At 73.3% G+C, this 25,977-nt stretch carries 25 protein-coding genes; 16 read left to right on the top strand and 9 right to left on the bottom strand.

The window, feature by feature from the left end; all coding sequences use genetic code 11:
• Nucleotides 1–122 precede the first annotated feature (122 nt).
• The 5 genes from uraD to ACF1A1_RS18850 all read left to right on the top strand — a co-directional run bounded on the left by uraD (nt 123) and on the right by ACF1A1_RS18850 (nt 5,182).
• Complete coding sequence (gene uraD, locus ACF1A1_RS18870) at nt 123–632, top strand: 2-oxo-4-hydroxy-4-carboxy-5-ureidoimidazoline decarboxylase (protein WP_392001087.1); 510 nt, start codon at nt 123–125, stop codon at nt 630–632.
• Nucleotides 633–647: 15 nt separating this feature from the next.
• Entirely contained in the window at nt 648–1,049 is a 402-nt protein-coding gene (gene uraH, locus ACF1A1_RS18865) for a hydroxyisourate hydrolase (protein WP_392001086.1), read from the top strand.
• 4 nt (nt 1,050–1,053) lie between these two features.
• Complete coding sequence (gene pucL / locus ACF1A1_RS18860) at nt 1,054–2,010, top strand: factor-independent urate hydroxylase (protein WP_392001085.1); 957 nt, start codon at nt 1,054–1,056, stop codon at nt 2,008–2,010.
• 130 nt (nt 2,011–2,140) lie between these two features.
• Nucleotides 2,141–3,520 (top strand): 8-oxoguanine deaminase, encoded by a 1,380-nt coding sequence (locus ACF1A1_RS18855; RefSeq protein WP_392001084.1) that lies wholly within the window; start codon nt 2,141–2,143, stop codon nt 3,518–3,520.
• A 276-nt stretch (nt 3,521–3,796) separates the two neighbouring features.
• A complete protein-coding gene (locus ACF1A1_RS18850) occupies nt 3,797–5,182 on the top strand; it encodes a nucleobase:cation symporter-2 family protein (RefSeq protein WP_392001083.1) in 1,386 nt (461 codons plus the stop codon).
• On the opposite strand, the gene ACF1A1_RS18845 is transcribed toward ACF1A1_RS18850, so the two are convergent.
• A complete protein-coding gene (locus tag ACF1A1_RS18845; protein ID WP_392001082.1) occupies nt 5,148–5,750 on the bottom strand; it encodes an exonuclease domain-containing protein in 603 nt (200 codons plus the stop codon). The genes ACF1A1_RS18850 and ACF1A1_RS18845 overlap by 35 nt on opposite strands.
• On the opposite strand from ACF1A1_RS18845, the gene ACF1A1_RS18840 reads away from it, so the two are divergent.
• Nucleotides 5,741–6,100: a winged helix-turn-helix transcriptional regulator gene (locus ACF1A1_RS18840; RefSeq protein ID WP_392001080.1), complete on the top strand. Its 360-nt coding sequence runs from the start codon at nt 5,741–5,743 to the stop codon at nt 6,098–6,100. The two genes, ACF1A1_RS18845 and ACF1A1_RS18840, sit on opposite strands and share 10 nt — an antisense overlap.
• Here the strand turns inward: ACF1A1_RS18840 and ACF1A1_RS18835 are convergent.
• The 4 genes from ACF1A1_RS18835 to ACF1A1_RS18820 all read right to left on the bottom strand — a co-directional run bounded on the left by ACF1A1_RS18835 (nt 6,060) and on the right by ACF1A1_RS18820 (nt 9,385).
• Nucleotides 6,060–6,482, bottom strand: a complete 423-nt coding sequence (locus ACF1A1_RS18835; protein WP_392001078.1) for an acyl-CoA thioesterase — start codon at nt 6,480–6,482, stop codon at nt 6,060–6,062. The two genes, ACF1A1_RS18840 and ACF1A1_RS18835, sit on opposite strands and share 41 nt — an antisense overlap.
• A 58-nt stretch (nt 6,483–6,540) precedes the next feature.
• Complete coding sequence (locus ACF1A1_RS18830) at nt 6,541–7,227, bottom strand: hypothetical protein (RefSeq protein ID WP_392001077.1); 687 nt, start codon at nt 7,225–7,227, stop codon at nt 6,541–6,543.
• 226 nt (nt 7,228–7,453) lie between these two features.
• A complete protein-coding gene (locus ACF1A1_RS18825) occupies nt 7,454–8,053 on the bottom strand; it encodes a histidine phosphatase family protein (RefSeq protein WP_392001076.1) in 600 nt (199 codons plus the stop codon).
• Nucleotides 8,054–8,176: 123 nt separating this feature from the next.
• Nucleotides 8,177–9,385 carry a pyridoxal phosphate-dependent aminotransferase gene (locus ACF1A1_RS18820; protein WP_392001074.1) on the bottom strand — a complete coding sequence of 403 codons (1,209 nt, stop codon included), beginning with the start codon at nt 9,383–9,385 and terminating at the stop codon, nt 8,177–8,179.
• A gap of 81 nt (nt 9,386–9,466) precedes the next feature.
• Here ACF1A1_RS18820 and ACF1A1_RS18815 point away from each other — a divergent pair, with 81 nt between their 5' ends.
• Nucleotides 9,467–10,096: a winged helix-turn-helix transcriptional regulator gene (locus tag ACF1A1_RS18815; RefSeq protein ID WP_392001073.1), complete on the top strand. Its 630-nt coding sequence runs from the start codon at nt 9,467–9,469 to the stop codon at nt 10,094–10,096.
• 146 nt (nt 10,097–10,242) lie between these two features.
• Here the strand turns inward: ACF1A1_RS18815 and ACF1A1_RS18810 are convergent, their stop codons facing one another.
• From ACF1A1_RS18810 to ACF1A1_RS18800, 3 genes are read right to left on the bottom strand one after another with little or no spacing between them, the layout of a single operon-like run.
• Complete coding sequence (locus ACF1A1_RS18810; protein WP_392001072.1) at nt 10,243–11,046, bottom strand: hypothetical protein; 804 nt, start codon at nt 11,044–11,046, stop codon at nt 10,243–10,245.
• Nucleotides 11,046–12,308, bottom strand: coding sequence for a VWA domain-containing protein (locus tag ACF1A1_RS18805; protein ID WP_392001071.1), 1,263 nt, complete (start codon nt 12,306–12,308; stop codon nt 11,046–11,048). Before ACF1A1_RS18805 ends, ACF1A1_RS18810 begins: the two co-directional genes overlap by 1 nt.
• 55 nt (nt 12,309–12,363) lie before the next feature.
• Nucleotides 12,364–13,908, bottom strand: a complete 1,545-nt coding sequence (locus ACF1A1_RS18800) for an IucA/IucC family protein (RefSeq protein WP_392001069.1) — start codon at nt 13,906–13,908, stop codon at nt 12,364–12,366.
• A 74-nt stretch (nt 13,909–13,982) separates the two neighbouring features.
• On the opposite strand from ACF1A1_RS18800, the gene ACF1A1_RS18795 reads away from it, so the two are divergent.
• The 3 genes from ACF1A1_RS18795 to ACF1A1_RS18785 all read left to right on the top strand — a co-directional run bounded on the left by ACF1A1_RS18795 (nt 13,983) and on the right by ACF1A1_RS18785 (nt 17,710).
• Nucleotides 13,983–15,536, top strand: a complete 1,554-nt coding sequence (locus ACF1A1_RS18795) for an IucA/IucC family protein (protein ID WP_392001067.1) — start codon at nt 13,983–13,985, stop codon at nt 15,534–15,536.
• A 57-nt stretch (nt 15,537–15,593) separates the two neighbouring features.
• Complete coding sequence (locus ACF1A1_RS18790) at nt 15,594–16,556, top strand: polysaccharide pyruvyl transferase family protein (RefSeq protein WP_392001065.1); 963 nt, start codon at nt 15,594–15,596, stop codon at nt 16,554–16,556.
• A 176-nt stretch (nt 16,557–16,732) separates the two neighbouring features.
• Nucleotides 16,733–17,710, top strand: coding sequence for an SDR family oxidoreductase (locus ACF1A1_RS18785; protein ID WP_392001064.1), 978 nt, complete (start codon nt 16,733–16,735; stop codon nt 17,708–17,710).
• Nucleotides 17,711–18,035: 325 nt separating this feature from the next.
• Here ACF1A1_RS18785 and ACF1A1_RS18780 read toward each other — a convergent pair whose 3' ends face one another.
• Nucleotides 18,036–19,280 (bottom strand): PP2C family protein-serine/threonine phosphatase, encoded by a 1,245-nt coding sequence (locus tag ACF1A1_RS18780; protein ID WP_392001155.1) that lies wholly within the window; start codon nt 19,278–19,280, stop codon nt 18,036–18,038.
• Nucleotides 19,281–19,450: 170 nt separating this feature from the next.
• Here ACF1A1_RS18780 and ACF1A1_RS18775 point away from each other — a divergent pair, with 170 nt between their 5' ends.
• The 6 genes from ACF1A1_RS18775 to ACF1A1_RS18750 all read left to right on the top strand — a co-directional run bounded on the left by ACF1A1_RS18775 (nt 19,451) and on the right by ACF1A1_RS18750 (nt 25,945).
• On the top strand, nt 19,451–19,687 hold the full coding sequence (locus ACF1A1_RS18775) for a DUF3072 domain-containing protein (protein ID WP_392001063.1): 237 nt from the start codon (nt 19,451–19,453) through the stop codon (nt 19,685–19,687).
• Nucleotides 19,688–20,109: 422 nt separating this feature from the next.
• Nucleotides 20,110–20,676: a hypothetical protein gene (locus tag ACF1A1_RS18770; protein WP_392001061.1), complete on the top strand. Its 567-nt coding sequence runs from the start codon at nt 20,110–20,112 to the stop codon at nt 20,674–20,676.
• Between the two features lie 459 nt (nt 20,677–21,135).
• Nucleotides 21,136–22,080, top strand: coding sequence for a hypothetical protein (locus ACF1A1_RS18765; RefSeq protein ID WP_392001059.1), 945 nt, complete (start codon nt 21,136–21,138; stop codon nt 22,078–22,080).
• A 1,023-nt stretch (nt 22,081–23,103) separates the two neighbouring features.
• Complete coding sequence (locus tag ACF1A1_RS18760; RefSeq protein WP_392001058.1) at nt 23,104–23,430, top strand: TcmI family type II polyketide cyclase; 327 nt, start codon at nt 23,104–23,106, stop codon at nt 23,428–23,430.
• A complete protein-coding gene (locus ACF1A1_RS18755) occupies nt 23,427–24,707 on the top strand; it encodes a beta-ketoacyl-[acyl-carrier-protein] synthase family protein (RefSeq protein WP_392001057.1) in 1,281 nt (426 codons plus the stop codon). The genes ACF1A1_RS18760 and ACF1A1_RS18755 overlap by 4 nt, the downstream gene beginning before the upstream one ends.
• On the top strand, nt 24,704–25,945 hold the full coding sequence (locus tag ACF1A1_RS18750) for a ketosynthase chain-length factor (RefSeq protein ID WP_392001056.1): 1,242 nt from the start codon (nt 24,704–24,706) through the stop codon (nt 25,943–25,945). Before ACF1A1_RS18755 ends, ACF1A1_RS18750 begins: the two co-directional genes overlap by 4 nt.
• Nucleotides 25,946–25,977 lie beyond the last annotated feature (32 nt).

Here is a 25,977-nt window from a genome sequence, read left to right as displayed (position 1 = left end):
CCCGGGTTCCGTCACCCTCGCCCCCCGAATTTTCAACAAAGTGTTGACGTCGTGTCGTGGGAGGGCGTTAGCTGGCCCCAGCCCGTTCAGCACGACGGCCGTTCGCGGCCACGGAGGCTCCCGTGACGTCCACTTCCCCGCCCCCGGGCCTGGCCCGCGTCAACGACCTCGAGGAGTCCGCGGCCCTGGCCGTGCTCCACGAGGTCTGCGCCTCCACGGCCTGGGCGAAGCACCTGCTCGCGGCCCGCCCCTACGACACCGCCGACGAGTTGTACGCCACGAGCGACGCGGCCGTGGCGGAGCTGACCGCCGAGGATCTCGACGAGGCGATGGCCGGGCACCCCCCGATCGGCCGTCCCCGGCCCGGCGACCCGGCCTCGGCCCGCGAACAGCGCGGCATGGCCGGCGCCTCCGAGGAGCTGAAGGCGGAGATGCTCGAACTGAACCTCGCCTACCAGGAGAGGTTCGGCCACGTCTTCCTGATCTGCGCCACCGGCCGCACCGGCGAGCAGATGCGCGACGCCGTCAGGGAGCGGATCGGCAACGCGCCGGAGCGGGAGCGGGAGATCGTCCGCACCGAGCTGGGCAAGATCAACCGTATCCGCCTGGCACGACTCGTCGAAGACGACTGAAGAGGACGCCCGACCATGAGCACCAGCACCACCGCCTCCGTGTCCACGCACATCCTGGACACCTCCGTCGGCCGCCCCGCCGAGGGCGTCGCCGTCCACCTCTCCGCCCGTACGGGCCGGGACGCGCGGTGGCGGGCGCTCGGCGGCTCCACGACCGACACGGACGGCCGGTGCAAGGACCTCCCGGCCCTGCCGGAGGGGACCACCCACGTACGGCTCGACTTCGCGGTGGAGCCGTACTTCGAGAAGACCGCGAAGAAGCAAGCCGATGCGCAGCAGGACGCCCCCGCGAACCGGGACAGCGGTGCCGTGTTCTTCCCGGAGGTGGCGATCACCTTCGCCGTGAACCCCGGCGAGCACTACCACGTACCGCTGCTGCTCAACCCGTTCGGCTACTCCGTTTACCGAGGGAGCTAGCTACATGACCGTCCATTCCCGCCCTGCCCGCCCCGTGCTGCTGGGACAGAACCAGTACGGCAAGGCCGAGAACCGAGTCGTCAGGATCACGCGGGACGGCGCCACCCACCACATCAAGGACCTGAACGTCTCCGTGTCGCTGAGCGGCGACATGGACGAGGTCCACTACTCCGGGTCCAACGCCAACGTCCTGCCGACGGACACCACCAAGAACACGGTGTACGCGTTCGCCAAGGAGCACGGCATCGAGTCCGCCGAGCGGTTCGGCATCCACCTCGCCCGGCACTTCGTCACCTCGCAGGAGCCCATCCACCGGGCCCGGATCCGCATCGAGGAGTACGCCTGGGAGCGGATCGGGACCTCCGGCGCCGGCGCGAAGGCCACCGGCGCCGACGAGGCCGGGCACTCCTTCGTGCGCAAGGGCCAGGAGACCCGCCTGACCCAGATCACCTACGACGGTGCGTCGTGGGAGGTCGTCTCCGGCCTGAAGGACCTCGTGGTGATGAACTCGACCAACTCCGAGTTCTGGGGCTACGTCAAGGACAAGTACACGACGCTCAAGGAGGCCTACGACCGCATCCTCGCCACCGAGGTCTCCGGCCGCTGGCGCTTCGGCTGGTCCGACGACGAGCAGGAGATGCCCGACTGGGAGGAGTCCTACGAGCAGACCAGGACGCACATGCTCCAGGCCTTCGCCGAGACCTACTCGCTCTCGCTGCAGCAGACGCTGTACCAGATGGGCGCGCGGATCATCGAGCACCGCGGCGAGATCGACGAGGTGCGCTTCTCCCTCCCGAACAAGCACCACTTCCTGGTGGACCTGGAGCCGTTCGGGCTGAAGAACGACACCGCCGACGGAGCCGTGTACTTCGCCGCCGACCGCCCCTACGGCCTGATCGAGGCCACCGTCCTGCGGGACGGCTGCGAGCCGAGGATCCCGGTGGACCTCACCAACCTCTGACCTCTCCGCATCCCGCGGCGCATCCCTTTCGGCACCCGTGGCCGGGGAACCCGGTAACCGCCCCGGCCACGGCACTCACATCTCCCGGGGTCCTGCCGTGCCCCCTCCACCTCAGCGCAAAGGACGAACCATGGCAGCAGACCGGCGCATCGTCGTCGAGAACTGTGCGATCGCGACCGTCGACGCCCACGACACCGAGCACGCGAGCGGTCACGTCGTCATCGCCGGCAACCGCATCGAGGCTGTCGGCGCGGGCAGGGCCCCCCAGGGCCTGGAGAACGTCGTCCGCCGCATCGACGCCACCGGTCACCTGCTCACTCCGGGTCTGGTCAACACCCACCACCACTTCTACCAGTGGATCACCCGGGGCCTGGCCACGGACCACAACCTCTTCGACTGGCTGGTCGCCCTCTACCCGACCTGGGCCCGCATCGACGAGCCGATGGTCCGCGCCGCCGCGCAGGGCTCGCTGGCGATGATGGCCCGCGGCGGCGTCACCACCGCCATGGACCACCACTACGTCTTCCCGCGGGGCTCCGGCGACCTCTCCGGCGCGATCATCGGCGCCGCCCGCGACATGGGCGTCCGCTTCACCCTCGCCCGCGGCTCCATGGACCGCAGCGAGAAGGACGGCGGTCTGCCCCCGGACTTCGCCGTCGAGACCCTGGAGGGCGCCCTCACCGCCACGGAGGAGACCGTACGGCGCCACCACGACCCCTCCTTCGACGCGATGACCCAGGTCGCCGTCGCCCCCTGCTCCCCCTTCTCCGTCTCCACCGAACTGCTCCGTCAGGGCGCGGAGCTGGCGCGCCGGCTCGGCGTGCGCCTGCACACCCACGGCTCGGAGACGGTCGAGGAGGAGAAGTTCTGCCACGAGCTGTTCGGCATGGGCCCGACCGACTACTTCAAGTCCACCGGCTGGCTCGGCGAGGACGTGTGGATGGCGCACTGCGTCCACATGAACGACTCCGACATCGACGCCTTCGCCCGCACGAGGACCGGGGTCGCCCACTGCCCGTCCTCCAACGCCCGGCTCGCGGCGGGGATCGCCCGGGTCCCCGACATGCTCGCGGCCGGCGTCCCGGTCGGCCTCGGCGTCGACGGCACGGCGTCCAACGAGTCCGGCGAACTCCACACCGAACTGCGCAACGCCCTGCTCATCAACCGCCTCGGGGCTCACCGGGAAGCGGCCCTGAACGCCCGCCAGGCCCTGCGCCTGGGCACCTACGGTGGCGCCCAGGTCCTGGGCCGGGCGAGCCAGATCGGCTCGCTCGAGCCGGGCAAGCTTGCCGACCTGGTGCTGTGGCGGATGGACACCCTCGCCCACGCCTCCATCGCCGACCCGGTGACCGCCCTGGTCCTCGGCGCGGCGGCCCCGGTCACCGCCTCCTTCGTGAACGGCCGTCAGATCGTCGAGGACGGCCGTCTGCTCACCGCCGACGAGGACGCCATCGCCCGCTCCACGCGCGAGGAGGCACAGCGTCTGGCCCGCGTCGCCGGGCGGGCCTGACCCGTTGAGACTCCGGCCGGGAGGGACGGCTCCCGGCCGGTGGCCGTGGACTCCAGCGGAGTTCACGCCGGCCGTGGCCGGGGCGCGCGTGTGACGCGTGCGCCCCGGAACGGTCCCCGTCCCCGCTCCCGCTCCCGCGCGAAGGGTCCCCGCCCTCGTGGACGGTGCCTCCCCGCTCCCGGCTCCGCTCGAGCGGGAGGTACCGCACGACCACACGCACCACCTCCTTGACACCCACGTCAGAGCCGACGTGCAACCGACCGGAGGAGAGCCGCCGTGTCCGTCCACCCAGTCGACGAGAAACTCCCCGCCCTGAAAACGGCGACGAGCGGCCTGCAGCACGTGGCCGCCATGTACGCGGGAGTCGTCGCCCCGCCCCTGATCGTCGGCGCGGCCATCGGCCTCACCGGCACCGAACTCACCTTCCTCACCGGCGCCTGCCTCTTCACCGCGGGCCTGGCCACCTTCCTGCAGACCCTGGGCATCTGGAAAATCGGCGCCCGCCTGCCCTTCGTCAACGGCGTCACCTTCGCCGGCGTCGCCCCGATGACGGCGATCGTCGCCTCCACCGAGGACAAGGCCGACGCCCTGCCGGTCATCTTCGGCGCGGTCATCGTCGCCGGCCTGCTGGGCTTCCTCGCGGCGCCCGTCTTCTGCAAGGCGGTCCGCTTCTTCCCGCCGGTCGTCACCGGCACGGTGATCACCCTCATCGGCGTCTCGCTGCTGCCGGTCGCCTTCGGCTGGGCCCAGGGCCCGGACCCGGCGGCCGACGACTACGGTTCGACGACCTACCTCACCCTGGCGGGCATCACTCTTCTGCTCGTCCTCCTCCTGCGCCGCTTCACCCGCGGCTTCGTCAAGCAGATCGCCGTCCTGCTCGGCCTCGTCGCCGGCACGCTCGTCGCCATCCCCTTCGGCGTCACGGACTTCGGCCCGGTCGCCGACGCGGACTTGATCGGCTTTCCCACGCCCTTCCACTTCGGCACCCCGCAGTTCCAGCTCGCCGCGATCCTGTCGATGTGCGTGGTGATGGTGGTGTCGATGACCGAGTCGACCGCGGACATGCTCGCGTTGGGCGAGATCGTGGAACGGCCGGCGGACGAGAGGACCATCGCGGCGGGACTGCGCGCCGACACCCTCGGCTCGGCGATCAGCCCGGTGTTCAACGGCTTCATGTGCAGCGCCTTCGCCCAGAACATCGGCCTCGTCGCCATGACCCGGATCCGCAGCCGGTACGTCGTGGCGGCGGGCGGCGGCTTCCTCGTCCTCATGGGCCTGTGCCCGGTGGCCGCCTCGCTCATCGCCGTCGTCCCGCGCCCGGTCCTCGGCGGGGCGGGCGTGGTCCTCTTCGGCTCGGTGGCGGCGAGCGGCATCCAGACCCTCGTCCGGGCCGGTCTGGACCGGGACAACAACGTCCTGATCGTCGCGGTCTCCCTCGCCGTCGGCATCATCCCGATCACCGCGCCGGAGTTCTACCACGCCTTCCCGGAGACGGCGAGGATCGTCCTGGACTCGGGCATCTCCACCGGCTGCGCGGCGGCCGTCCTGCTCAACCTCGTCTTCAACCACCTCGGAAAGGGCGGCGACGCCCAGGACGTGACGCACCCGATGGAGGCGGGGGAGGAGATCACCGGGGCGACCCGGGCCCCGGCCACTCCATGAGGCGGGCGAACAGCTCGGCCTGCTCGACGGCGTCGTCCAGGGCATGGTGCGTGTGGCGGCGCTCCGACAGCAGTTCGCGCGGCATCGTGCCCTTGGCGACGCTCCGCAGCGGCACCCCCGCCTTCGTGGCGTACAGCGTCTTCATGTCCAGGCACCCGGAGTGCCCGAAGGGGTTCGCCCCGGTGAAGCGGATCAGGTACCAGTACAGGAACGTCCAGTCGTACGAGGCCGGGTAGCCGCACATCACCGGCTGCGCGCCGCCGCTCACCTCGCGCACCCAGCCGGTGAACCGGGCGAGGGCCAGGGCGGGTTCGAGACCCTCCTCACGCAGGCGCTCCCGGTCCAGCCCGCTCACGGCGAGTGCTTCGGGAACGAAGTCCTCGCTGATCGGACGCAGTTCACGGTAGAAGGTGTGCCTCTCCGGGTCGGCCGCCGTGAACCCGTCGGCGTCCTGCACTCCGGCGACCGCCGCGCCCAGGCTCAGCATCGAGTACGGGCCGGGGATCGGGCCGTCGGCCTCGATGTCGACGGAGATGTAGAGGCTGGGTCTGATGCGTCGTGCGGCCATGGAGGGGGAGCATTTCAGGTGTCCGGGGCTACCCGCATCCGGATTCCGTCGAGGGCGTCAGCCGCCGCGTGCCCACCCTCACCCCGCGCGACCTGGAGCGCGACGGACTCGTCACCCGCACCGTCCACCCGGCGGTGCCGCTCAGGGTGGAGTACGAACTCACCCCGGTGGCACGGGAGGTGCACGCGACCCTGCAAACGCCTGACCGACTGGGCCGGGCGCACAGGGTCTCCATGGCCGAGGCGCGCGCGGCCCACGAGGGCGAGCACGCGCCGGAGCCGGTGGACGCGCAGGCGGCGCAGGCCCCGGTCAGAGGCCGAACAGGCTCGGATCGGATGCCAGCTCCTTGAAGTAGTCCTGCGGGTTCGCCACCATCCGCCGCTCCTTGAGGTCGAGCAGCCCGCCCACCGCGGACACCTCGGCCGCGACCGTGCCGTCCGTCTTGCGGATGGTCTGCTCGATCCGGAACGTCTTGCCGCCGCCCCATTCGAAGGCGCACGTCACATCGACCTCGTCACCCGCGAGGAGTTCGCGCTGGTAGCGGATGGTCGTCTCCAGGGCGACCGGTCCGACGCCCCTGCCGATCAGTCCGGCCTGGGTGATGCCGGCGGCCTGGAGCAGCGACCAGCGCGCGTGCTCCGCGTAGTTGATGTACACGCTCTGGTTGAGGTGGCCCTGTACGTCGGTCTCGTAGCCGCGGACGGTGACCCGGACGGAGAACGGCTCGCTCACTGCTTCCCCTGCTCGTCGACGAGAATCGATGCCCTGTCCACTGATCTTGGCATGTCCCTCACACCCGGCGGGGGGAAGCCAGCAGATAGCGCGATCTCGTCCGGGGATCGGTGTGCTCGCCGACCTGCCAGCCCGCCTCTTCCAGTGTCGCCGAGCAGGCCGGCAGCGTCCCGTCGTCCGGTCCGTGCACCGCGACGGCCTCGGGCTGCGGGGTCGCGCGCACCCGGTAGCCGTCGCCGTCCGGCCCGGCGGGGCGGTGCCCGGCCGCCTCCAGCGCGAGCGCGGCGGCCCGCACGAGATGCGTACGCTCCCAGCCGCACGGCCGGTCCACGGCCCCGTCCCGGTTGGTCATCCGGCGCAGCTCCAGCAGCCCCTGCCAGGCACTGTGCACCTCCCGCGCGCGGGACGGACCGGTGTCCGGGCGCTCCTCGCCGCCGACGCGCGCGGCGAACACGCCGGTGTCCGCGGCGGGGGTCTCGGCCGCGGGGGCCTCGGACGCGGTCCCGGGCCCCACCCCGGACGCGGCCTCGGACCCGGCCCCGGGGGCGGAGGGCACGGGTGCCTCCTCCCGTATCCGATGCCCCGCCGGTGTCAGGAAGTGGTCGTGCGGCGGGCGTGGGTGCCGGAAGGCGAGCCCCCGCCTGACCAGCGCCGCGAGCTGGGCCTCGGTGCCCCGCAGGCGCCCGGTGACCGGCTCGGCGGCGTCGATCACACGCCGCTGGGCGGCGGTCGGCGGTCGTGTCACGGCGTGCTCCTCCCTGCTGCCGGGGCCGGTCGTCCCCCACATGGCCTCTGCCCGGCCCCCGCTCGTCCCCTTGCTCCGAAGGCTACGACGAGGGTCTGACAGCCGGTCCCCGGCGGGATCGGACCATCGGATCCCCGGCGGGACCGGGCCGTCGGATCCCCGGCGGGACCGGGCCGTCGGATCCCCGGCGGGACCGGGCCGTCGGATCCCCGGCGGGACCGGACCGTCAGATCCCCGGCCGGATGTTCCACCCGGCGATCACCGGCCGCCCGTGCTCCGTGCCCAGCCGGCACACCGTCCCCGTCGCCAGCTGGAACAGGGCTCCCGCGGCCGGCGGCAGCCCGAGCCGCCGTGCCGTGAGCACCCGCAGGAAGTGCCCGTGGGCCACCAGCACCACGCACCCCTCGGTGTTGGCGAGCGCCGCGTCCGCCTCGGCCAGCACGCGGTCGGCCCGCTCCCCGACCTGCTCCGGCGTCTCCCCGGGATGCTCGGGCGGCCCCGGCGCGACCCCGTCGGTGAACAGGAACCAGCCCGGCCGGGTCCGCTGGATCTCGACGGTGGTCACGCCCTCGTACCCGCCGTAGTCCCACTCGCGCAGGTCCGCGTCGATCCGTACGTCGTGCAGCCCGATCAGCTCCGCAGTCTCCCGCGCCCGCTGCAACGGGCTGACGAACGCGGCCCCGATCCGGTGCGAGCGGATCAGCGGTACCAGCCGCCGGGCCTCCTCCCGGCCGCGCTCGGTGAGGGGGACGTCCGTCGAGCCGGTGTGCCGGCCGGAGCGCGACCACGCGGTCTCACCGTGCCGGACGAGGAAGAGATCACCCATGCCCCTCAGGCTAAGGGGTCCTCGCACGGCGCCCGCCTGGTTCGCGCGGCCTGGCAACGCGGCGAGGCGCGCCGCCGGACCACGCGACCTCATGGGCCGCTCATAGGCCAGGACCGCTGGGGGCTACTGCCGGTACCCGCTGAGGAACCGCCCGATCCGCCCGATCGCCGCCTCCAGGTCCTCCGCGTGCGGGAGGGTGAGGATGCGGAAGTGGTCGGGGGTGGGCCAGTTGAAGCCGGTGCCCTGGACCACCTGGATCTTCTCCCGCAGCAGCAGGTCCAGGACGAACTTCTCGTCGTCGTGGATCCGGTGCACCCCGGGGTCGATGCGCGGGAACGCGTACAGCGCCCCCTTGGGCTTGACGCACGACACGCCCGGGATCTCGTTCAGCTTCTCCCAGGCCACGTCCCGCTGCTCGCGCAGCCGTCCGCCCGGCGCGGTCAGCTCGTGGATGGACTGGCGGCCGCCGAGCGCGGCCTGGATGGCGTACTGGGCGGGCGCGTTGGCGCACAGACGCATGGAGGCCAGCATGGTGAGGCCCTCCAGGTAGTCCCGGGCGTGCTGCTTGGGGCCGGTGACGACCAGCCAGCCGGAGCGGAAGCCCGCCACCCGGTAGGTCTTCGACAGGCCGCAGAAGGTCAGGACGACCAGGTCGGGGGCGAGGGCGGCGGCCGAGTGGTGCACGGTGCCGTCGTAGAGGATCTGGTCGTAGATCTCGTCGGCGAAGACCATCAGGCCGTGCCGGCGGGCCAGGTCGAGGATGCCCTCGACGATCTCCTTCGGATAGACCGCGCCGGTGGGGTTGTTGGGGTTGATGATGACGACGGCCTTGGTGCGGTCGGTGATCTTCGAGGCCATGTCGTCCAGGTCCGGGTACCACTCGGCCTGCTCGTCGCAGAGGTAGTGGACCGCCTTGCCGCCGGCGAGCGTGGTGACGGCCGTCCACAGCGGGAAGTCCGGGGCCGGGATCAGGATCTCGTCGCCGTCCTCGACCAGCGCCTGCACGGCCATCGAGACCAGTTCGGACACCCCGTTGCCGAGGAAGACGTCGTCGACGTCGACCTCCAGGCCCCGGCTCTGGTACCGCTGGGCGACGGCCCGGCGGGCGGAGAGCACGCCGCGCGAGTCCGTGTAGCCGTGCGCCTGCGGGAGCATCCGGATCATGTCCTGGACGATCTCCTCCGGCGCCTCGAAGCCGAAGAGCGCGGGGTTGCCGGTGTTCAGGCGCAGCACGCTGTGGCCCGCCTCCTCCAGCGCGTTGGCGTGCTCGATCACCGGGCCGCGGATCTCGTAACAGACCTCGCTGAGCTTGTTCGACTGCCGGAACTCCATGCGCCCCTCCGGTATCTAGTGTTGCTTGGTTTTACCAAGTTCCAGCTTGGAAAGTCCAACGACATGTCTAGACTGCGTCGCATGTCTCGTCGCCGAAGCTACGACCAGTACTGTTCCGCCGCCCGCGCGCTCGACGTCGTCGGCGACCGCTGGACCCTGCTGATCGTCCGGGAACTGCTCGCCGGCCCGCGCCGCTACACGGACCTGCACGCCGACCTGCCGGGCGTGAGCACGGACGTCCTCGCCTCGCGGCTGAAGGACATGGAGCGCGACGGGCTCGCCGGCCGGCGCCGGCTGCCGCCGCCCGGCGCGGCCTACGTGTACGAACTCACCGGCCGGGGGCGGCAGTTGCTGCCGGTGCTCCAGGCGCTCGGTGCGTGGGGGCAGGCGGAGCTGGGGGCGCGGCGGCCCACCGACGCCGTCCGCGCCCACTGGTTCGCGCTGCCCCTGCTGCGCGCGCTGGAGGGGGAGGAGGGGCTCGTCGAAGTCCGCCTGGAGGAAGGGGACTTCCACCTCTTCGTGGGCGCACAGGAGGGACCGGTGTATGGCGACGGTCCCGCGCCCGGGGAACCCGACGCGCGGCTCGTCCTGGACGTCGACACCTGTACGGCCCTGGCCCAGGGGGAGCTGGGTCTGCCCGAAGCGGTGCGGGCCGGGCGGATCGACGTCGGCGGCGACGGCACGCTCGCCAAGGCGTTGCGGGAGGCGTGAGAAGGTCCCACCGGCGTGAGACGCGAGGAGGCCCACCGCGACACCGCGGTGGGCCTCCTCAAGGGATTCAGGCGCATGTTGTCAGGCACCTGCTCCAGGGCACCTGCTGTCCGGTTCCCGCCGTTCCCGCCGTCCGGCACCCGCTGTCAGGCGCTCGGCGGCACCCGGGCCGGCCGTCCCGCCCCGCGCGTGAGCGCGTACCCGCCGATCCCGGCGAGCGCGGCCAGCACACCGCCCACCGCCGTCCACACCCAGCGGTCCGACCACCAGCCGGACGACCAGCCGTCGTCCGGCTCGATGCTCGACAGCACGGCGGAGGCCGACGAATCGTCCTCCTCCGTCTCGGACGCCGCCGCGACACCGGGCACCAGGGGCTTCGCCAGCGAGCCGTCCACGGCCGCCGAACCGCCGATGTCCTCGGACTCCACCCGCAGTTCGGTCTCCACGGGCAGACCGAGGTCGGCCGTCCGCAGAGCGACCGCCGTGAGGCGGACGTAGTACGTGCCCGGCAGCGGGTCGTCGGCCCACGGCTCCGACCAGGCGCGGACCGTACGCAGCACGCAGGCCAGCTCCAGGGAGGCGGTGCCCGGGGCGGCGGTGCGTGTCTGGGCGCCGTACTGGCAGGCCTGGCGGCGGCGCAGGCCGTCGTAGACGTCGACCTGCCAGGTCTGGGCGGCGTGCTCCTGGGGCAGCTTCACCGTCGCCGTGACGGTGGGGCGCAGGCCGGTGTCGGCCGGGAACGACCAGTACAGGTAGTCGCCGGTGGAGCCGCCCGCGGTGGCCGTCTGCCCCTGCTCGACCTCCGTCGCCGTACGGAACGACGTGCCCGCCTCGGTGGGCGCGGAGCCCTCCTCGGAGGGGCTCGCGGAGGGGGTGGAGTCGGCCGCGGCGGGCCCGGCCGCCAGGCCCAGCGCCAGCAGGGCGCCGCTCAGCACACGTGTGATCCGCATCAGTTGGTCCTCCAGACCGCGACACGCCAGCGCGACAGCCAGCCCCACAACACACCCGCGAGGAAGCCGGCCAGCACCAGGGCGCCGAGCAGCCACCAGCCCCGGCCGAGACCGAAGGAGGCCACGTCGCTCGCCCCCGACGGGCCGTCGACGACGTCCACGGTCAGCTCCAGCGGCATACCGGGCGTGGTCTTCACCCCGGCGGCCGCCGAGAAGGAGTTCGTCACCTGGAGGCACACCGTCTCGGCCGGCGCCTCGTCCTCGTCGCTCCGCGCCTTCGGGTAGCGCAGACCGGTCGAGATGACGTCCGTGCGGCCGATGCCGGCCGCCTCGCCGCGCACGATCTCCCGGCCGTGCGCCGTGACCGCCCGCAGCAGCACCCCGTAGTCGGGGTTCATGGCCCGGTCCGCCGACACGCTCACCGAGGCCCGCAGCTCCTGGCCCGGGTCGACGTCCACCCGGTACCACCGCTCCTGGCCGAACTCCTCGCGGTCGGTGTACAGGCCCGACGTCAGCGTCGGCGCCTTCGCGCAGGAGTCCGCGCCCCGGGTGGCGACCGGCGTCACCACCGGGTCGGCCGCGCGGTCCACCAACTGGTTGACCTTGTCGGTGAGTTCGTCGGTGTGCTCCACCGAGGTGTACGTACCGCCCGTGGCCTCGGCGATGCAGCTGAGCTGCTGCCGCATCTTGACGTTGGGCACCAGGCCGAGGGTGTCGATGGTCAGGCGGATGCCCTTGGCCGCGATCTCCCGGGCCACCTCGCACGGGTCGAGCGGCGCGCAGGTGTCCTCGCCGTCGCTGATCAGCACGATGCGCTTGGAACCGGTGCCGCCGTCGAGGTCGTCGGCCGCCGCCAGCAGCGCGGGGCCGATCGGGGTCCAGCCGGTCGGGGACAGGGTCGCCACCGCCGTCTTGGCCTCGGTGCGGTCCAGCGGGCCGACCGGGTAGAGCCGCGCGGTGTCCTTGCAGCCCGTCTTCCGGTCGTCGCCCGGGTAGTTGGCGCCCAGCGTGCGGATGCCGAGCAGAACGGTTTCGGGGGTGGCGTCCAGCACCTCGTTGAACGCCTGCTTGGCCGCGGCCATCCGCGTCCCGCCGTCGATGTCCTTCGCCCGCATCGAACCGCTGACGTCGAGGACCAGGTTCACCTTCGGCGCGTTGGCTGTGGTCTCGTCGGCGACCGCCCCGGCCGGGAACGCGATCCCGGCCGTGAGCGCGGCGAGCAGGGCACACGCGCCCGCCGCCAGCCGTTGTGTTCTGATCATCGGCGGATCCTATTGATCAGAGGTCTCCCCTCACAAAACGGGGTACCGCCCCTCGTCAACTCCCGGAGCACACCAGGGGATTGGGCAGCTCCGTCCACTGGTCCCCGGCCACCCCCGGCGACAGGCGCATCAGCGTCAGCGCCTTCACCGGCAGCGGCTCCTCGCACAGCGCGACGAGATCCGGGGTGCGCGGCACCTCCCGTACGGCCTCCGTCAGCACCGCCCGCAGGGCGTCCCGGCTCCCGGCCGCCCCCGCCAGCGCGCCCGCCACCAGCGAGCCGAACAACTTGCGGCGCAGCGCCGTCACGTCGTCCGTGAGGATCCGCCGCGGCACCTCCGGCAGCGGCAGCCCGTGGTGGGCCAGCCGCGCCGGGCTGACGCGGATGTCGGCGAGGTCCCGGTAGACCAGACGCAGCGGGGCGCCCGACGCCGACAGCACGACCAGCAGGTTCTGCCCGTGCGCCTCCAGCGCCACGCCCAGCTCCAGCAGGCGCAGCCCGACGGTCAGCGCCAGGCGCGCGAACGTCGCCAGCCAGCCTGCCGATCCGGGCAGTCCGGTGGTGGCGAGGGCGGCCACCGGGACGACCCGCTCGCCCGGCCCCGCGTGCACGGCCGGCGACTCGCGCAACACGGCCGCCAGGTCGGGGGAGTGGGCGGTGACCGCGCCCAGCGTACGGGTGATGTGCAGCAGGCCGTCCGTGTGCGCCGCCAGCGTCTCCCCGAACGCCGACAGGGCCGCGGAGGCGGCGACCGACCCGACGGAGATGTCCCGCACCGACGACGTCAGCCGGGCGCTCAACGCGGTCTTCACATGCGGCCCGTCCGGCACCGCGAGCGTGCGCAGCGACATCAGCGGATGCGCCGCCGGCCCCTCCTCGCACGACCGCTTGAGCACGTGCCGCGCCTGCCACGGATGCACCGGGACCACCAGCCGCTCCCCGTCCCGCAGCGCGGCCGGCCACACCCCCGACACCAGGCACTCACCGGCCGGCACCGGCAGCAGCCCCAGCCGCACCGGGGGCGGGCGGTGCTCCGGCGCGTACGCCAGTTGCTCGGCGACCGAGAACCCGGGCCGGGAACGGCAGCCGGGGTGGTACGGGTGCCCGTCGACCACCCGCTGTTCCCACTCCCAGTCGTGCGCGGGCCACTCGTTCGTGGCGCGGTCGGAGGGCTGCCCGGCCCGGGACAGCGCCAAGGACGCCGCACTGTGCGCGAGTTCGGCCGCGAGGCCCCCGCCGTGCGGCACCGCGAGGTCCGTCATCAACCGCGCCGGATCGTCGTACACCACCCCGCCCGGCGCCACTCCGCCCGCCACCACCGCGTCCAGGCGTACGGCGGTCACGTACCCGTCGGTCGCGAACGGGTCGGCGTGCGGGCCGTGCAGGCGGCGGCCGTCACGGAGGTACAGGGTCAGGCCCTCCCGGCCCGGCTCGCGGCGCGCGATCCACGGCAGCGGTTCGTGGGCGAGCGCCCGCCACAGCCGTGTCAGCACGGCCGCGCGGGCGCCGGGCAGCGCGGCCGCGAACCGCGGACCGAGCGCGGGGCGCACGGCGGCGAGCTCGGCGGCCAGCTCGGCCTCGGCGGTGGGGGGACGGTGCACGGGCGGGCTCCTCGGGTACGAGTAGGTCATCACAGCGGGCCGCGACGACAGCGATACTGATCGTCTTCGCCCGAATGAACCGTAGGGAACGAGTACGACGCGTGGACCTCATCCCCCCGCCCGCCGAGGCCGTGGCGCCCGCCGACCGCACCGCACGCCCCGGCGTCGACGGCCGCGCCGACGCCCACGCGGCCGCGCCGCTGCTGAACTGCCTGCTGCGGGAGGTGGCCGAACCGCCGGCGGAGCGCGCCGGACGGCTCGTGCACCGGCTGCCCTCCGGCCGTCGGCTGCGGGTCCGGGGCGCCCGCCGTCCGGCCGAGCCCGAGGTGTACGCGGCCGGCGCCTGGCACCGCCTCGACCACACCGCACTCGTCACCCTCGTGACCGAGGAACTGCGCCGACACACCGGCCTCGCCAACCACGAACTCGCCGCCGAGATGGCAGACAGCCGGGACGCGGTCGCCGCCCTGCTCTCCGCACGCGCGCTCGCCACCCCGCCCGACGACCCCTACCTGCGCTCCGAGCAGTCCCTCATCACCGGCCACCCCCACCACCCCGCCCCCAAGGCACGCGGGGGTGGCCCGGCCGCCGCCTGGCTGCCGTACGCCCCCGAGGCGCACGCCCGCTTCCCGCTCGTCCTGCTCGGCCTGCGCGAGGACCTGGTCGTCGAGGAGGGCGACACCCGCGCGCTCGACGCCCTCGGCGAGGCCCCGCCCGGCTACCGGCTGCTGCCCGCCCACCCCTGGCAGCTCGACCTGGCGCGCCGCGCGCTCGTGCCCGCCTTCGCCGACGGCCGCCTGGTCCGGCTCGGCGCGACCGCGTTCGAGGCCTGGCCGACGGCGGCCGTACGCACGCTGTACGCGCCCGGGCCGGACCTGTTCCTGAAGTTCAGCCTCGATGTGCGCATCACCAACGACATCCGCCGGCTGTGGCGCCACGACCTGCTGAGACTCCGCCGGACCGACGCGGCCGTCACACGGGCCTTCGCGGCGGTCGACGGCCGCGCCGCCTGGCTCAGCGACCGCGGCTACCGCACCGCCGCGTTCGCCTTCGAGGAACTGGCCGTGCTGGTCCGCGACGGCCTGCGCGACCACGTGCTGCCCGACGCGACGCCGCTGCTCGCCGCGAGCCTCGTGGAGGACCGCCCGGACGGCCCCCCGGCCGGCGCGGCCGACCCGGCGGCCTGGTGGGAGGCGTACCTCGCCGCCGTCGTGCCGCCGGCGCTGGCGGCCTTCGCCGACCACGGCGTCGTCCTCGAGGCGCACCTGCAGAACACGCTGGTCGCCGTCGACGCCGACGGCCTCCCGGTGCAGGCCCTGTTCCGGGACGCCGAGGGGGTCAAGCTGCTGCCGGACGTGCCGCGCGCCGCCGGCTGGGAGCGGCTCGTGTACTGCCTGGTCGTCAACCACCTGACCGAGGTCGCCGCCGCCCTGGCCGAACGGCACCCGGGCCTGGATCCCTGGCCCGCCGCCCGCCGCGAGCTTCGACGCCACGACCTCCCCGAGGCGCACGCCCTGCTCACCGCGCCCACCCTGCCCGGCAAGACGAACCTCCTGCTGCGCTGGACGGGCGCGGACGGAGCCGACGCCCGCTACCAGCCCCTGCCGAACCCGCTGGCCGGTGGCTGATCCTGGCGCCGCCGAGTGGGTGATTGGCGCCCGCCCGGCCGGGAACCCGGTCGCACTGTGCGCGAACAACTGCTGGGGGCCCTGCCGGACACACCCCGCAAACTGCTGCTGACCGGGTGGTTCAGCTTCCTGCACGGAGAGGTGACCGCCGGGGACGTGCTGGCCCTGGAGCGGGTCAGGGACGTGCTGGGGCGTGCGGGCATCGCCCATGACATCGCCTGGAGTCCCGGTTTCCGTCCCGAGGGCCTCCACCTGGAGGACGTGCGGCCCGAGGACTACTCCGGCCTCGTCTTCGTGTGCGGTCCGGTGCAGGGGTGGCAGATCGAGGAACTGCACCGGAGGTTCGCGCACTGCGTGCGGATCGCCGTCGGGACCTCCGTCATCGCCGCGGGCAGTCCCGCCGTGACCGGGTTCCATCGCGTGCTGGCGCGGGACGCGTCCGACGCCGAGCCCGGCCGGGACCTGGCGGCCCGGGCCCCCGCCCTCCCGCCGAGGCCGGTCGTCGGGGTGGTGCTCACGCACGGCCAGCACGAGTACGGGCGGCAGCGGCGGCACGAACAGGTCGCCGGGCAGGTCACCCACTGGATGGCGGGAAAGGACTGCGCACGCCTGGAGATCGACACCCGGCTCGACACCCACGACTGGCGTCTGTGCGCGACGCCCGCCCAGCTGGAGTCCGTGCTCACGCGGCTGGACCTCGTCGTCACGGACCGGCTGCACGGACTGGTCCTGGCGCTGCGCGCGGGTGTTCCGGCGCTGGCCGTCGACCCGGTGGAGGGCGGGGCGAAGGTGACCGCGCAGGCGCGGGCCTGCGCGTGGCCGGCGCTGGTGCCCGCGGAGCGGCTGGACGGGCGTGAGCTGGAACGCTGGTGGCACTGGTGCCTGACCTCCGGGCGGGTGACCGCGCGGCACCTTGCCGCCGAGTTCCGGGAGGGCGTCGTCCGGGACGGCGCCGACCGTCTCGTGGAGGTGCTGCGGACGAGTCTCGCCGACCGGGGGCCGGTGGGCCGCACCGGATAGCCGGAAGGGCCGGCCGGGCACCCGGAAGGAGCACTCCGCCACCGGCGCCGGGGGATGCCCAGTGGGCAGGGCCGGGCGGCGCAGGGGGGCGCCCCGGGAGCACTCGCCGACCGGCGAAGCCACCGGTCCGGTGATTAAGTGACTCATCGGACAAAAAGTGCGGAAGGGGACTGTCCATGCGAGTGCGTGATTCCGTGGTCGTGATCACCGGTGCGTCCAGTGGCATCGGGCGGGCCACCGCCCTGGCCTTCGCCCGCAAAGGATGCTCCGTGGTCCTGGCCGCGCGGCGGGAGGAAGCGCTGGAGGCGGTCCGCAAGGAGTGCGAGAGCCACCGCGGCACGGAGGCCCTGGTGGTGCCGACCGACGTCACGGACGCCGGGGCCGTCGACGACCTCGCCCGGCGTGCGACGGAGCACTTCGGCCGCATCGACGTCTGGGTCAACGCCGCGGCCGTGACCGTCTTCGGCCCCTTCCAGGAGGTGCCCCTGGAGGACTTCCGAAGGGTGCTGGACGTCAACGTCATGGGGTACGTGCACGGTGCCCGCGCCGCCCTTCGCGTGATGCGCGAGCAGGACCGGGGCACGCTGGTGAACGTCTCCTCCGTCGTCGGCGTCGTGAGCCAGCCGTACACCCACGCGTACGCCATGTCCAAGTACGCCGTCCGGGCGCTGAGCGCGAGCCTGCGCCAGGAACTGATGCTCGACAAGGCGAAGCACATCCATGTGTGCACGGTGCTGCCCGCCACGATCGACACGCCGCTGTTCGCGCACGCGGCGAACTACACGGGACGCAAACCCGTGGCCATGCCCCCGGTCTACAGCCCCGAGCGGGTGGCCCGGACCATCGTGGACCTGGTGCGCGTCCCCCGCCGCGAGGTCGTGGTGGGACCGATGGGCCGTTCCATGGTGCTCGAGTCCCGGGTCATGCCCGGCTTGGTCGAGCGGACGATGGCCCGGCAGGTGGACAGGGCACACCTGTCCCGTGAGGAGCCCGCCCCGGCCGGCCATGGCAACCTGCACGTGCCGGCGGCCGGGGAGGGCGCCGCTCACGGCGGGTGGGGCGGACGGCGCCGCACCACGATGCGCCGGTTGACGACCGCCACGCTGCTGGCCGGCGTGGCGGCGGGTGTCGCGCGCAGGGCCCGGGCGCATTGAGCCGCCGGGACACGCACGCGCACCCGGCCCGCGGCCGGCACCCGCGTCCACCCCGCCGTGCCGGGGCCCCGTAGGGCTCCCGGGTGGTTGTGCGTCGACGGCCCGGCCCCGGCCGCTCGCCGCCACCGGCTGTCGGCTGCGTTCGCCGGCACTCTCTTGCCGCGCGCCAGAGCCGTCGTCGTGGGCTCCCGGGCTGGTGTGCGTCGACGGCCCCGGGCTGCTCGCCGCTACCGGCTACCGGCTACCGGCTGCCGTTCGCCCGCGCCGGCGCTCTCGCGCCGGGCGCCGGCGGCGTCGTCGTGGACCTGTCGCGCGAGGCGCCGGCTCAGCTGTCGGCGGCGGGGTCGGGTACTCCCGCCAGCGGGGCCGCGCCTGTCGCGGCGTCGGCTCGGGGGCCGAGCCATTCGCACAGCAGGATGGTGGCGTCGTCCTCCAAATGGTGGTCGTGGTGGCGCAGATGGGCGCGGATGAGGCGGCGCAGGGTCTCGGGGACGGAGAGGCCGTCGCTGTGGTGGCGGACCAGGAAGTCGATGAAGCGGGTGAGCCCGAACTCCGCACCGCCCCAGGTGCGGGCTTCGGTGATGCCGTCGGTGTAGAGGACGAGGCGGTCACCGGGCTGGAGCTGCTCGTGGCAGAGCGTGGTGGGCAGACGCAGATCGGCGCCCATGGGATGCGCGGGCGGACAGTGCAGGAGGGTGGTCCAGCGTCCGTCGCGGATCAGGACGGGGGGATGGTGGCCGCGGTTGACCCAGGTCAGCATGCCGGTGGAGGCGTCGAGGTCGGCGAGGACGCCGGTGACGTAGCGGGTCGGGCCGAACTGTTCGAGCAGCACCCGCTCGATGGCGTCGCCGAGATCGCCCAGTCCCTTTCCCTGCCTGCGGTGGTTGCGGCAGGCGCCCATGGCGAGGTTGGCGGTGAGGCCGGCCGAGGTGTCGTGGCCCATGGCGTCGAAGATCGACAGATGGACGACGTCGGCGGCGGTGGCGTAGTCGTAGGCGTCCCCACTGACCTCGTACGCGGGCTCCATCACGGCGCCGATGACCACCCGGTGGTCGGCGTAGGTGCGGGGCGGCATCAGCGTCCACTGCATCTCCGCGGCGACGTTCATCGGCTGGACGCGGGTCAGGCGGGCGTACGAGTCACTGCTGTCCCGGCTCCCGATCACCAGCATCGCCACCAGGGAGGCCAGGGTCAGCAAGTCCTGGCGGACGTCCTTGCCGTCCTCGGCGGCGGAGGCGACGTACAGCACACCGAGGCGTTCGGTGCCGTCCAGGAGCGGCACCCACCATCCGTGCGGCCCGTCCCCGGTGCCGGGGACGGGCACGATGACCCCGTACTGGTACGCACGTCCGGCGACCGTGCCCTCCACCGACAGCTCCGCCTTGTCCTGCGGCGCGCCCTCGGCGGCATCCAGTCCCCTGCCGGTGAGCAGCCGCAGAACGTCGCGTTGCAGGTCCCCCAGGTAGATGAGTACGTCGGAGAAGCCGGCCGTCGCGGCGTGCTCGGCCACCCTCGCCGGCAGGCACTCGAACGACATCACGTGACTCTCGGCCAGCAGCCCCGTCAGCATGCGCCGCATCGCACTGTCCCGCTCTGTCACGGCACACCTCCCTGGACCTCACCCCTCCCCACACCACCACGTCCTGGTACGTCTACCCCGCTGACCGCATCCGGACCCGGCGGCTCGGCCGGTGTGGGTGCCTGTGGGGAGGCGGGGCACAAAACGGGTATTCGGGCGTCATGAGTGACGCGGATCCGACCAAGAACGTCGACGACTGGGCGACCGGCGACGAGCCCGCCACCGGTCCGCAGCTGAGCTACCTGGGGACCCTGGCTCGTGAGGCGGGCGAGGAAGTCCCGGACGACCTCACGAAGGCGGAGGCATCGCGGATGATCGACCGCTTGCAGCGCGCTTCGCCCCGCACGGGAGGGACGGGCGCAGCGGACGGCGGACGCCCCGGCGACCAGGGGACATGACCGGCCCGCTGCCGCGATGCGCGCGACCGCGCCCCGTCCGCTCCGGCCGGCCGCCCTCGGCGGCCCGAGTCCCCGCCCGCCCCTTCGCCGGCCGACCCGGGACAGCGCCGGCCGGCTGCCGAACGGCTTCAGCGGCACGCGGCGAGCGGCGTCACCGTGCGGTGCCCGACGGGGACACGCGGCCGAGCCGTGACCGCGCGGCGCGCCGGACGTGCTCCGTGAGGAGTGGGCTCTCCCCTTCCGGGAGGCCGTCGGCGCGGCCCCCCGGTTCCCGATCCTCGGCCGGGGCGACCGGTGCGGCCAGGGGCCGACCCGGCCACCGCCCGGGCCGCTCTCCCTGCCGCGGCCGCCGAGCGGTCCGGGCACCGGTGATCCCCCGGACGGCCCGGGCCCGGCACCGGGACTCGGGTGCCCGCAGGCGCGTGCCGAAGAACCCGGTACGGCGGGCCGGGAGCTCGGGGCAGGTCGAGGTCCGGCCCGGCAGCCCGGCGGTGTTCTTCCTGGCCCTCGGCCTGTCCGTCGACCCCGGTGACCCGCTGCCGGCGCTGCCCGCCGGCGCGGCCCTGGCCCTGGTCACCGCGGTCACCGAAGTGGCGCAGGAGGGTACGCCGCCCGCAACGCTCGGGGATGGCCGGGGATTCCAAGCCGGCCGCACCCTCGGGGACGGCCGGGGATCCGGAGGCGGCCGCAGGCCCCCAGGCAGCCGCAGGCTCGGACGCGACGGGGCGGGTCGCCGCGGCCGACTGCGGGCGGGGACCGCGCTCATCGCCCGCGGCGAGTTCTCGGTGGTCATCGTCGGCCTGGCAGGCCCCGCACAGGGCCGCCTCGGGGCGCTGGTCACCACCTACGTGATGATCCTGGCGGTGTGCGGCCCCCTGCTCACCCGTGTGGCCTCCGCCCCCCGGCGCCGCCGCCGAAGGCGGCACGAGGCGGTGGGCCGGCGCACTCGGTCAGACGCGTCGGCTCCCCGCACCACCGCCACCGGGTAGTGCGCGTGGTGCACCGGGGCCTGACCGACCGGCCCCAGCAGGCGGCCGGTGAGCCCCTCGGCCGGCGGGCCGGTGACCCATACGGTGATCCGCGACGCCCGGTGCCCGGTCGCCGTGGTCCCGCGCGACCGAGCCGCCCCCACGGCCGCGAGGGCCGGGTGACGTCCTCTCCGCCTCCTCCGGCCCTCGCTCCGGCACCGTCACTCGAGGACGAATCCGGAAGGGCCGTTCGATAATGGCCCGGACCGCGTCCTCGGCGGTATCGCCGTTCGGCTGAAAACCGATCACGCGCCGTCCGGAATATGATGGCCGTCATCCCTTCCAGCCGATCGACATATGCGGGACAGCTCCCTCAGGGAAAGGGAAGGCCCGCTACAGAGAATTGACATGGAGGGGGTCTTTCCTTGCCTGTCGATAAATCCGCGAAATAGATTCGCCCCACTCGAGACGGGGGCAAACATGACAAGCGAATGCAACGACATGACACGAGCGCCCTACGCGGTGGCGGACCTCACGGAATGCGAGGGCATCGCCTGCCGCGGGAGAAGCAGGACATCGGGGCGTTCACGAGACCTCGCCGTGGCCGGGAGCCGGCTCTGCTCGGCCTGCGCCCTCCACCTGACCAGCGATCTGACGCGGCTGCTCCGCCTGTACGAGGAGTGCGGACTGCTTCTCGCGGGCTCCGACCGGCCGCGCGACCGTACGTCCGGCGGCGGCTCGCTGCCCGGGCTCCCCTTCAACACCGCGGCGGCCGAGGCCCGCACGGTGATCCTCGGTGTGCTGCGGTCCTGGGCCGGGCTGGTCGTCGAGGAGCGGGGCGTCGCCGCGCCCCGGGACACGGTGGCCGGCGTCGTCGGCTTCCTGGTGCGGCACGCCGGGTGGCTCGCTGCGCACGATGCCGCGGGCGAGCTGTCCGCGGAGGTGGCGCGGGCGGTACGCCGGGCACGGTATGTGATCGACCCGTCCCCCGGCCGGGGGATGCGGCTCGGCGCGTGCGTCGTGGCGGACTGCGAGGGCGCGCTGACGGCCGTGGTGCGCGTCGACCGGGCCGATCCGCCGGTCGAGATCAGGTGCGCCGCGGTTCCCTCGCACCGCTGGTCCGCGCAGGAGTGGATGGCGCTGGGCCGCGGCGCGTCGACGGGCCGGACCGAGCGGCCGGCCGAACCGGCGCTCACCGCGTCGACGGGCCGGACCGAGCGGCCGGCCGAGCCCGCGCTCACCGCCTCGACGGTGCGGTGGCTGAGCGCCCGGGACATCTCCCTGCTGTGGGGGATGCCCTCCGGCAGCGTCTACCGCCATGCCAGCGAACAGCGGTGGCGGCGGCGCACCGGCAAGGGTCGCACCTTCTACCACGGGGAGGACGTGCTGGGGTCTCTCGGAGTGCGCACGGGCGGTCGCTCCTGACGGACGGGTCCTCCAGGGACGAGCGGGCACGGCCACGGCGCCGTGCCCGCTCCGGTTTTTTCCGGCGGATATGCGGCTGCGTGCGAAACGGTGTCGCATCCGCGTCCTGGTCAGGTGAAACCGCCTTGTCCGCGCACCGGGACTTAACCATTCTCTGACTCAGCCCTGTCGCTGCTGTGAGAAATCGGCATTGACATCCTCCGGTTCTTCGAAGAAGCTGTTCACTAACTTCCTCAGCACTGTGCCGATTCGCCGGCCGGGATAATCGACGGCCGTTTCGGGGACACTTCTCGAGACTTTTCCGGTGGCACGGTGATGTCCGGCCCACTCGGCGACGGCGGCGCCATTCGCGTCATCGTCTGTTTCACCGCGTACCGGCCGGAAGCCTTCGCCGCTGTCGTGGCGCCGCCCTGGAATCACCGCTCGACACGTACCCCGTGGAGCGGCACGTGGTCGGCGAGCGATCGATGACGAGCCTGAAAACGCAGGGCCTGAGGACGCAGGGCATGCCGTCCCTCCCCGGTGAGGACGTGCGCCCGCCGCACGACGTACTGGCCGAGCTGCTCCGGTTCGAGGAGGCCGGCCGTCACCCCGCCGACGTGGTGAGCGGTCCGCAGATCCGCTGCGCCGCCGGCCCCGACAGCCGCCCACCACCGGGACCGCGCTTGCCGCACCCGGAGCCGGTGACCCGCGGCCGGAAGACCGGCGGCACGCGGGAACCGCACGCCGACAGGGCGTTCCGCCCGGTCCGGAGGACAGCGCCGTCCTCCGCGACCGGACGCCCGGGCGGTCCGTCCGTGGGGTGCGGACATGGTGCGGACATCGTGACCGCGGCACCCCAGGGCTCCGGCCGGCAGCCCGCTCACCGGCACATCGGCCGTCCTCGGCCACCGGCACATCGGCCGTCCTCGGCCGCCCCGACGGGCACGCCGGGCCGCGCCCGGCAGCCACCATGACCCGCCCATGGCGCTCGGCGCCGGTTCGGCCCCGTCCGGATCTGATCGTCCAGACAAGGAGATGTGGATGCACAGCACGTTGATCGTGGCCCGGATGGAACCCCACTCGGCCGCGGAGGTCGCGCGTCTCTTCGGTGCGTTCGACGACACGGAGATGCCCCATCGGATGGGGACCAGGCGCCGAGAGCTCTTCTCGTACCGCGGCCTGTACTTCCACCTGCAGGACTTCGACGGCGAAGACGGTGGCGAGCGCATCGAGGAGGCGAAGACCGACTCCCGGTTCGTCACCATCAGCAACGACCTGAAACCGTTCATCACCGCCTACGACCCGGCCACCTGGCGCTCTCCCGCCGACGCCATGGCGGAGCGCTTCTACCACTGGACCGCGCGGTGAGCGCGGCGCACGGCCGACGGGTCGTCATCACCGGAATCGGCGTCACCGCGCCCGGTGGTGTGGGCGTCAAGAACTTCTGGAGTCTGCTGACCGACGGCCGCACCGCCACCCGCCGCATCAGTTTCTTCGACCCGGCCCCGTTCCGCTCCCAGGTCGCCGCGGAGGTCGACTTCGACGCCGAACTCCACGGACTGAGCACCCAGCAGATCCGGCGGATGGACCGGGCCGCGCAGTTCGCCGTGGTGACGGCACACGAGGCGGTCGCGGACAGCGGACTGGACGTCGCCGCCCTCGATCCGTACCGCACCGGCGTGACGATCGGCAGCGCGGTCGGCGCCACCATGGGGCTGGACGAGGAGTACCGCACCGTCAGCGACAGCGGCCGGCTCGAACTCGTCGACCACACCTACGCCGTCCCGCACCTCTACAACTACCTGGTGCCCAGCTCCTTCGCCGCCGAGGTGGCGTGGGCCGTGGGCGCCGAGGGCCCCGCCACGGTGGTCTCCACCGGCTGCACCTCCGGGCTGGACGCGGTGGGCTACGCCACCGAGCTGATCCGCGAGGGCTCGGCCGACGTCATGGTGGCCGGCGCGTCGGACGCCCCCATCTCACCGATCACGGTGGCGTGTTTCGACGCGATCAAGGCGACCACATCGCGCAACGACGATCCGGAGCACGCCTCCCGTCCCTTCGACCGCACCCGCAACGGATTCGTCCTGGGGGAGGGAGCGGCCGTCTTCGTCCTGGAGGAACTGGACAGCGCCAGACGCCGCGGCGCGCACGTCTACGCCGAGGTCGCCGGCTACGCCACGCGCAGCAACGCCTTCCACATGACGGGCCTGCGGCCCGACGGACGGGAGATGGCCGAGGCGATCCGGGTCGCCCTGGACGAGGCCCGGCTCAACCCGGACGACGTCGACTACATCAACGCGCACGGCTCGGGCACCAAACAGAACGACCGGCACGAGACCGCCGCCTTCAAGCGCAGCCTGGGCGAGCGCGCCTACGAGGTGCCCGTCAGCTCGATCAAGTCGATGGTCGGTCACTCACTGGGCGCCATCGGGTCGATCGAGATCGCGGCCAGCGCGCTCGCCATGGAACACGGTGTCGTGCCGCCGACCGCCAACCTGCACACGCCCGACCCCGAGTGCGACCTGGACTACGTGCCGTTGACGGCACGTGACTGGCGGACCGACGCCGTGCTCTCGGTGGGCAGCGGCTTCGGCGGGTTCCAGAGCGCGATGGTGCTGGCCCGTCCGGAGAGGAGCGCGGCATGAGCGACGCCGCCGTGAGGACCGTGGTCACCGGTCTGGGCGTGGCCGCCCCCAACGGCTGCGGCACGGACGCGTACTGGACGGCGGTCCGCAAGGGGATCAGCGGCATCGGCCGCGTCTCGCGGTTCGACCCCGCGCAGTACCCGGCCCGGCTGGCGGGGGAGATCGACGACTTCGTCGCCGAGGACCATCTGCCGGGGCGGCTGCTGCCGCAGACCGACCGGATGACCCGGATCGCTCTGGCGAGCGCCGACTGGGCGCTCGCCGACGCGGGCGTCGACCCGCGGGAACACTCCGACTACGACATGGGCGTGATCACGGCCAGCTCGTCGGGCGGCTTCGAGTTCGGTCAGCGGGAGCTGCAGGCGCTGTGGAGCAAGGGCAGCCGTCACGTGAGCGCCTACCAGTCCTTCGCCTGGTTCTACGCGGTCAACAGCGGCCAGATCTCCATCCGCAACGGCATGCGCGGCCCGAGCGGTGTGGTCGTCAGCGACCAGGCGGGCGGGCTCGACGCGATCGCGCAGGCCCGGCGCCAGATCCGCAAGGGCACCGGGCTGGTGATGTCGGGTGCCGTCGACGCCTCGATCTGCCCGTGGGGCTGGGTCGCCCAGATGGCGGGCGGCCGGCTGAGCACGAGTGAGGACCCGGAGCGGGCGTATCTGCCCTTCGACGCGGCAGCGCACGGACACGTGCCGGGGGAGGGCGGGGCGCTGCTGGTCCTCGAGGACCTGGAGAGCGCCCGTGCCCGAGGGGCCCGGGTGGTCTACGGGGAGATCGCCGGATACGGCTCCACCCTGGACCCACGGCCGGACAGCGGCCGTCCCCCCGGGCTGGCCAGGGCGATCGAACGGGCGCTGGCCGACGCGGACGTCGCCCCCGAGGAGATCGACGTGGTGTTCGCCGACGCGGCCGCCATCCCCGAACTGGACCGTGTCGAGGCCGAGGCGATCCGCCGGGTGTTCGGTCCGCGGGCCGTGCCCGTCACCGCGCCCAAGACCATGACCGGACGCCTCTACTCGGGCGCGGCACCGCTGGACGTGGCCGCCGCGTTCCTCGCCATGCGCGACGGGGTGATCCCGCCCTCCATCGGCGTCACCCCCGACCCCGCGTACGACCTGGACCTGGTCGTCGACGAGGAGCGCACCGCGACGGTCCGCTGCGCCCTGGTGATCGCCCGCGGCCACGGCGGCTTCAACTCCGCGCTGGTGGCACGCGCCGTCCAGCCCGGCCCCCCGCAGTGACCACCCCACCAAGATGAGATGAAAGGACAGCC

The organism is Streptomyces sp. NPDC014995 (assembly GCF_043080745.1).
Lineage (GTDB): Bacteria > Actinomycetota > Actinomycetes > Streptomycetales > Streptomycetaceae > Streptomyces.
The sequence above is the reverse complement of the archived record's forward strand: the minus strand, read 5'-3'. Positions and strand labels throughout refer to the sequence as shown.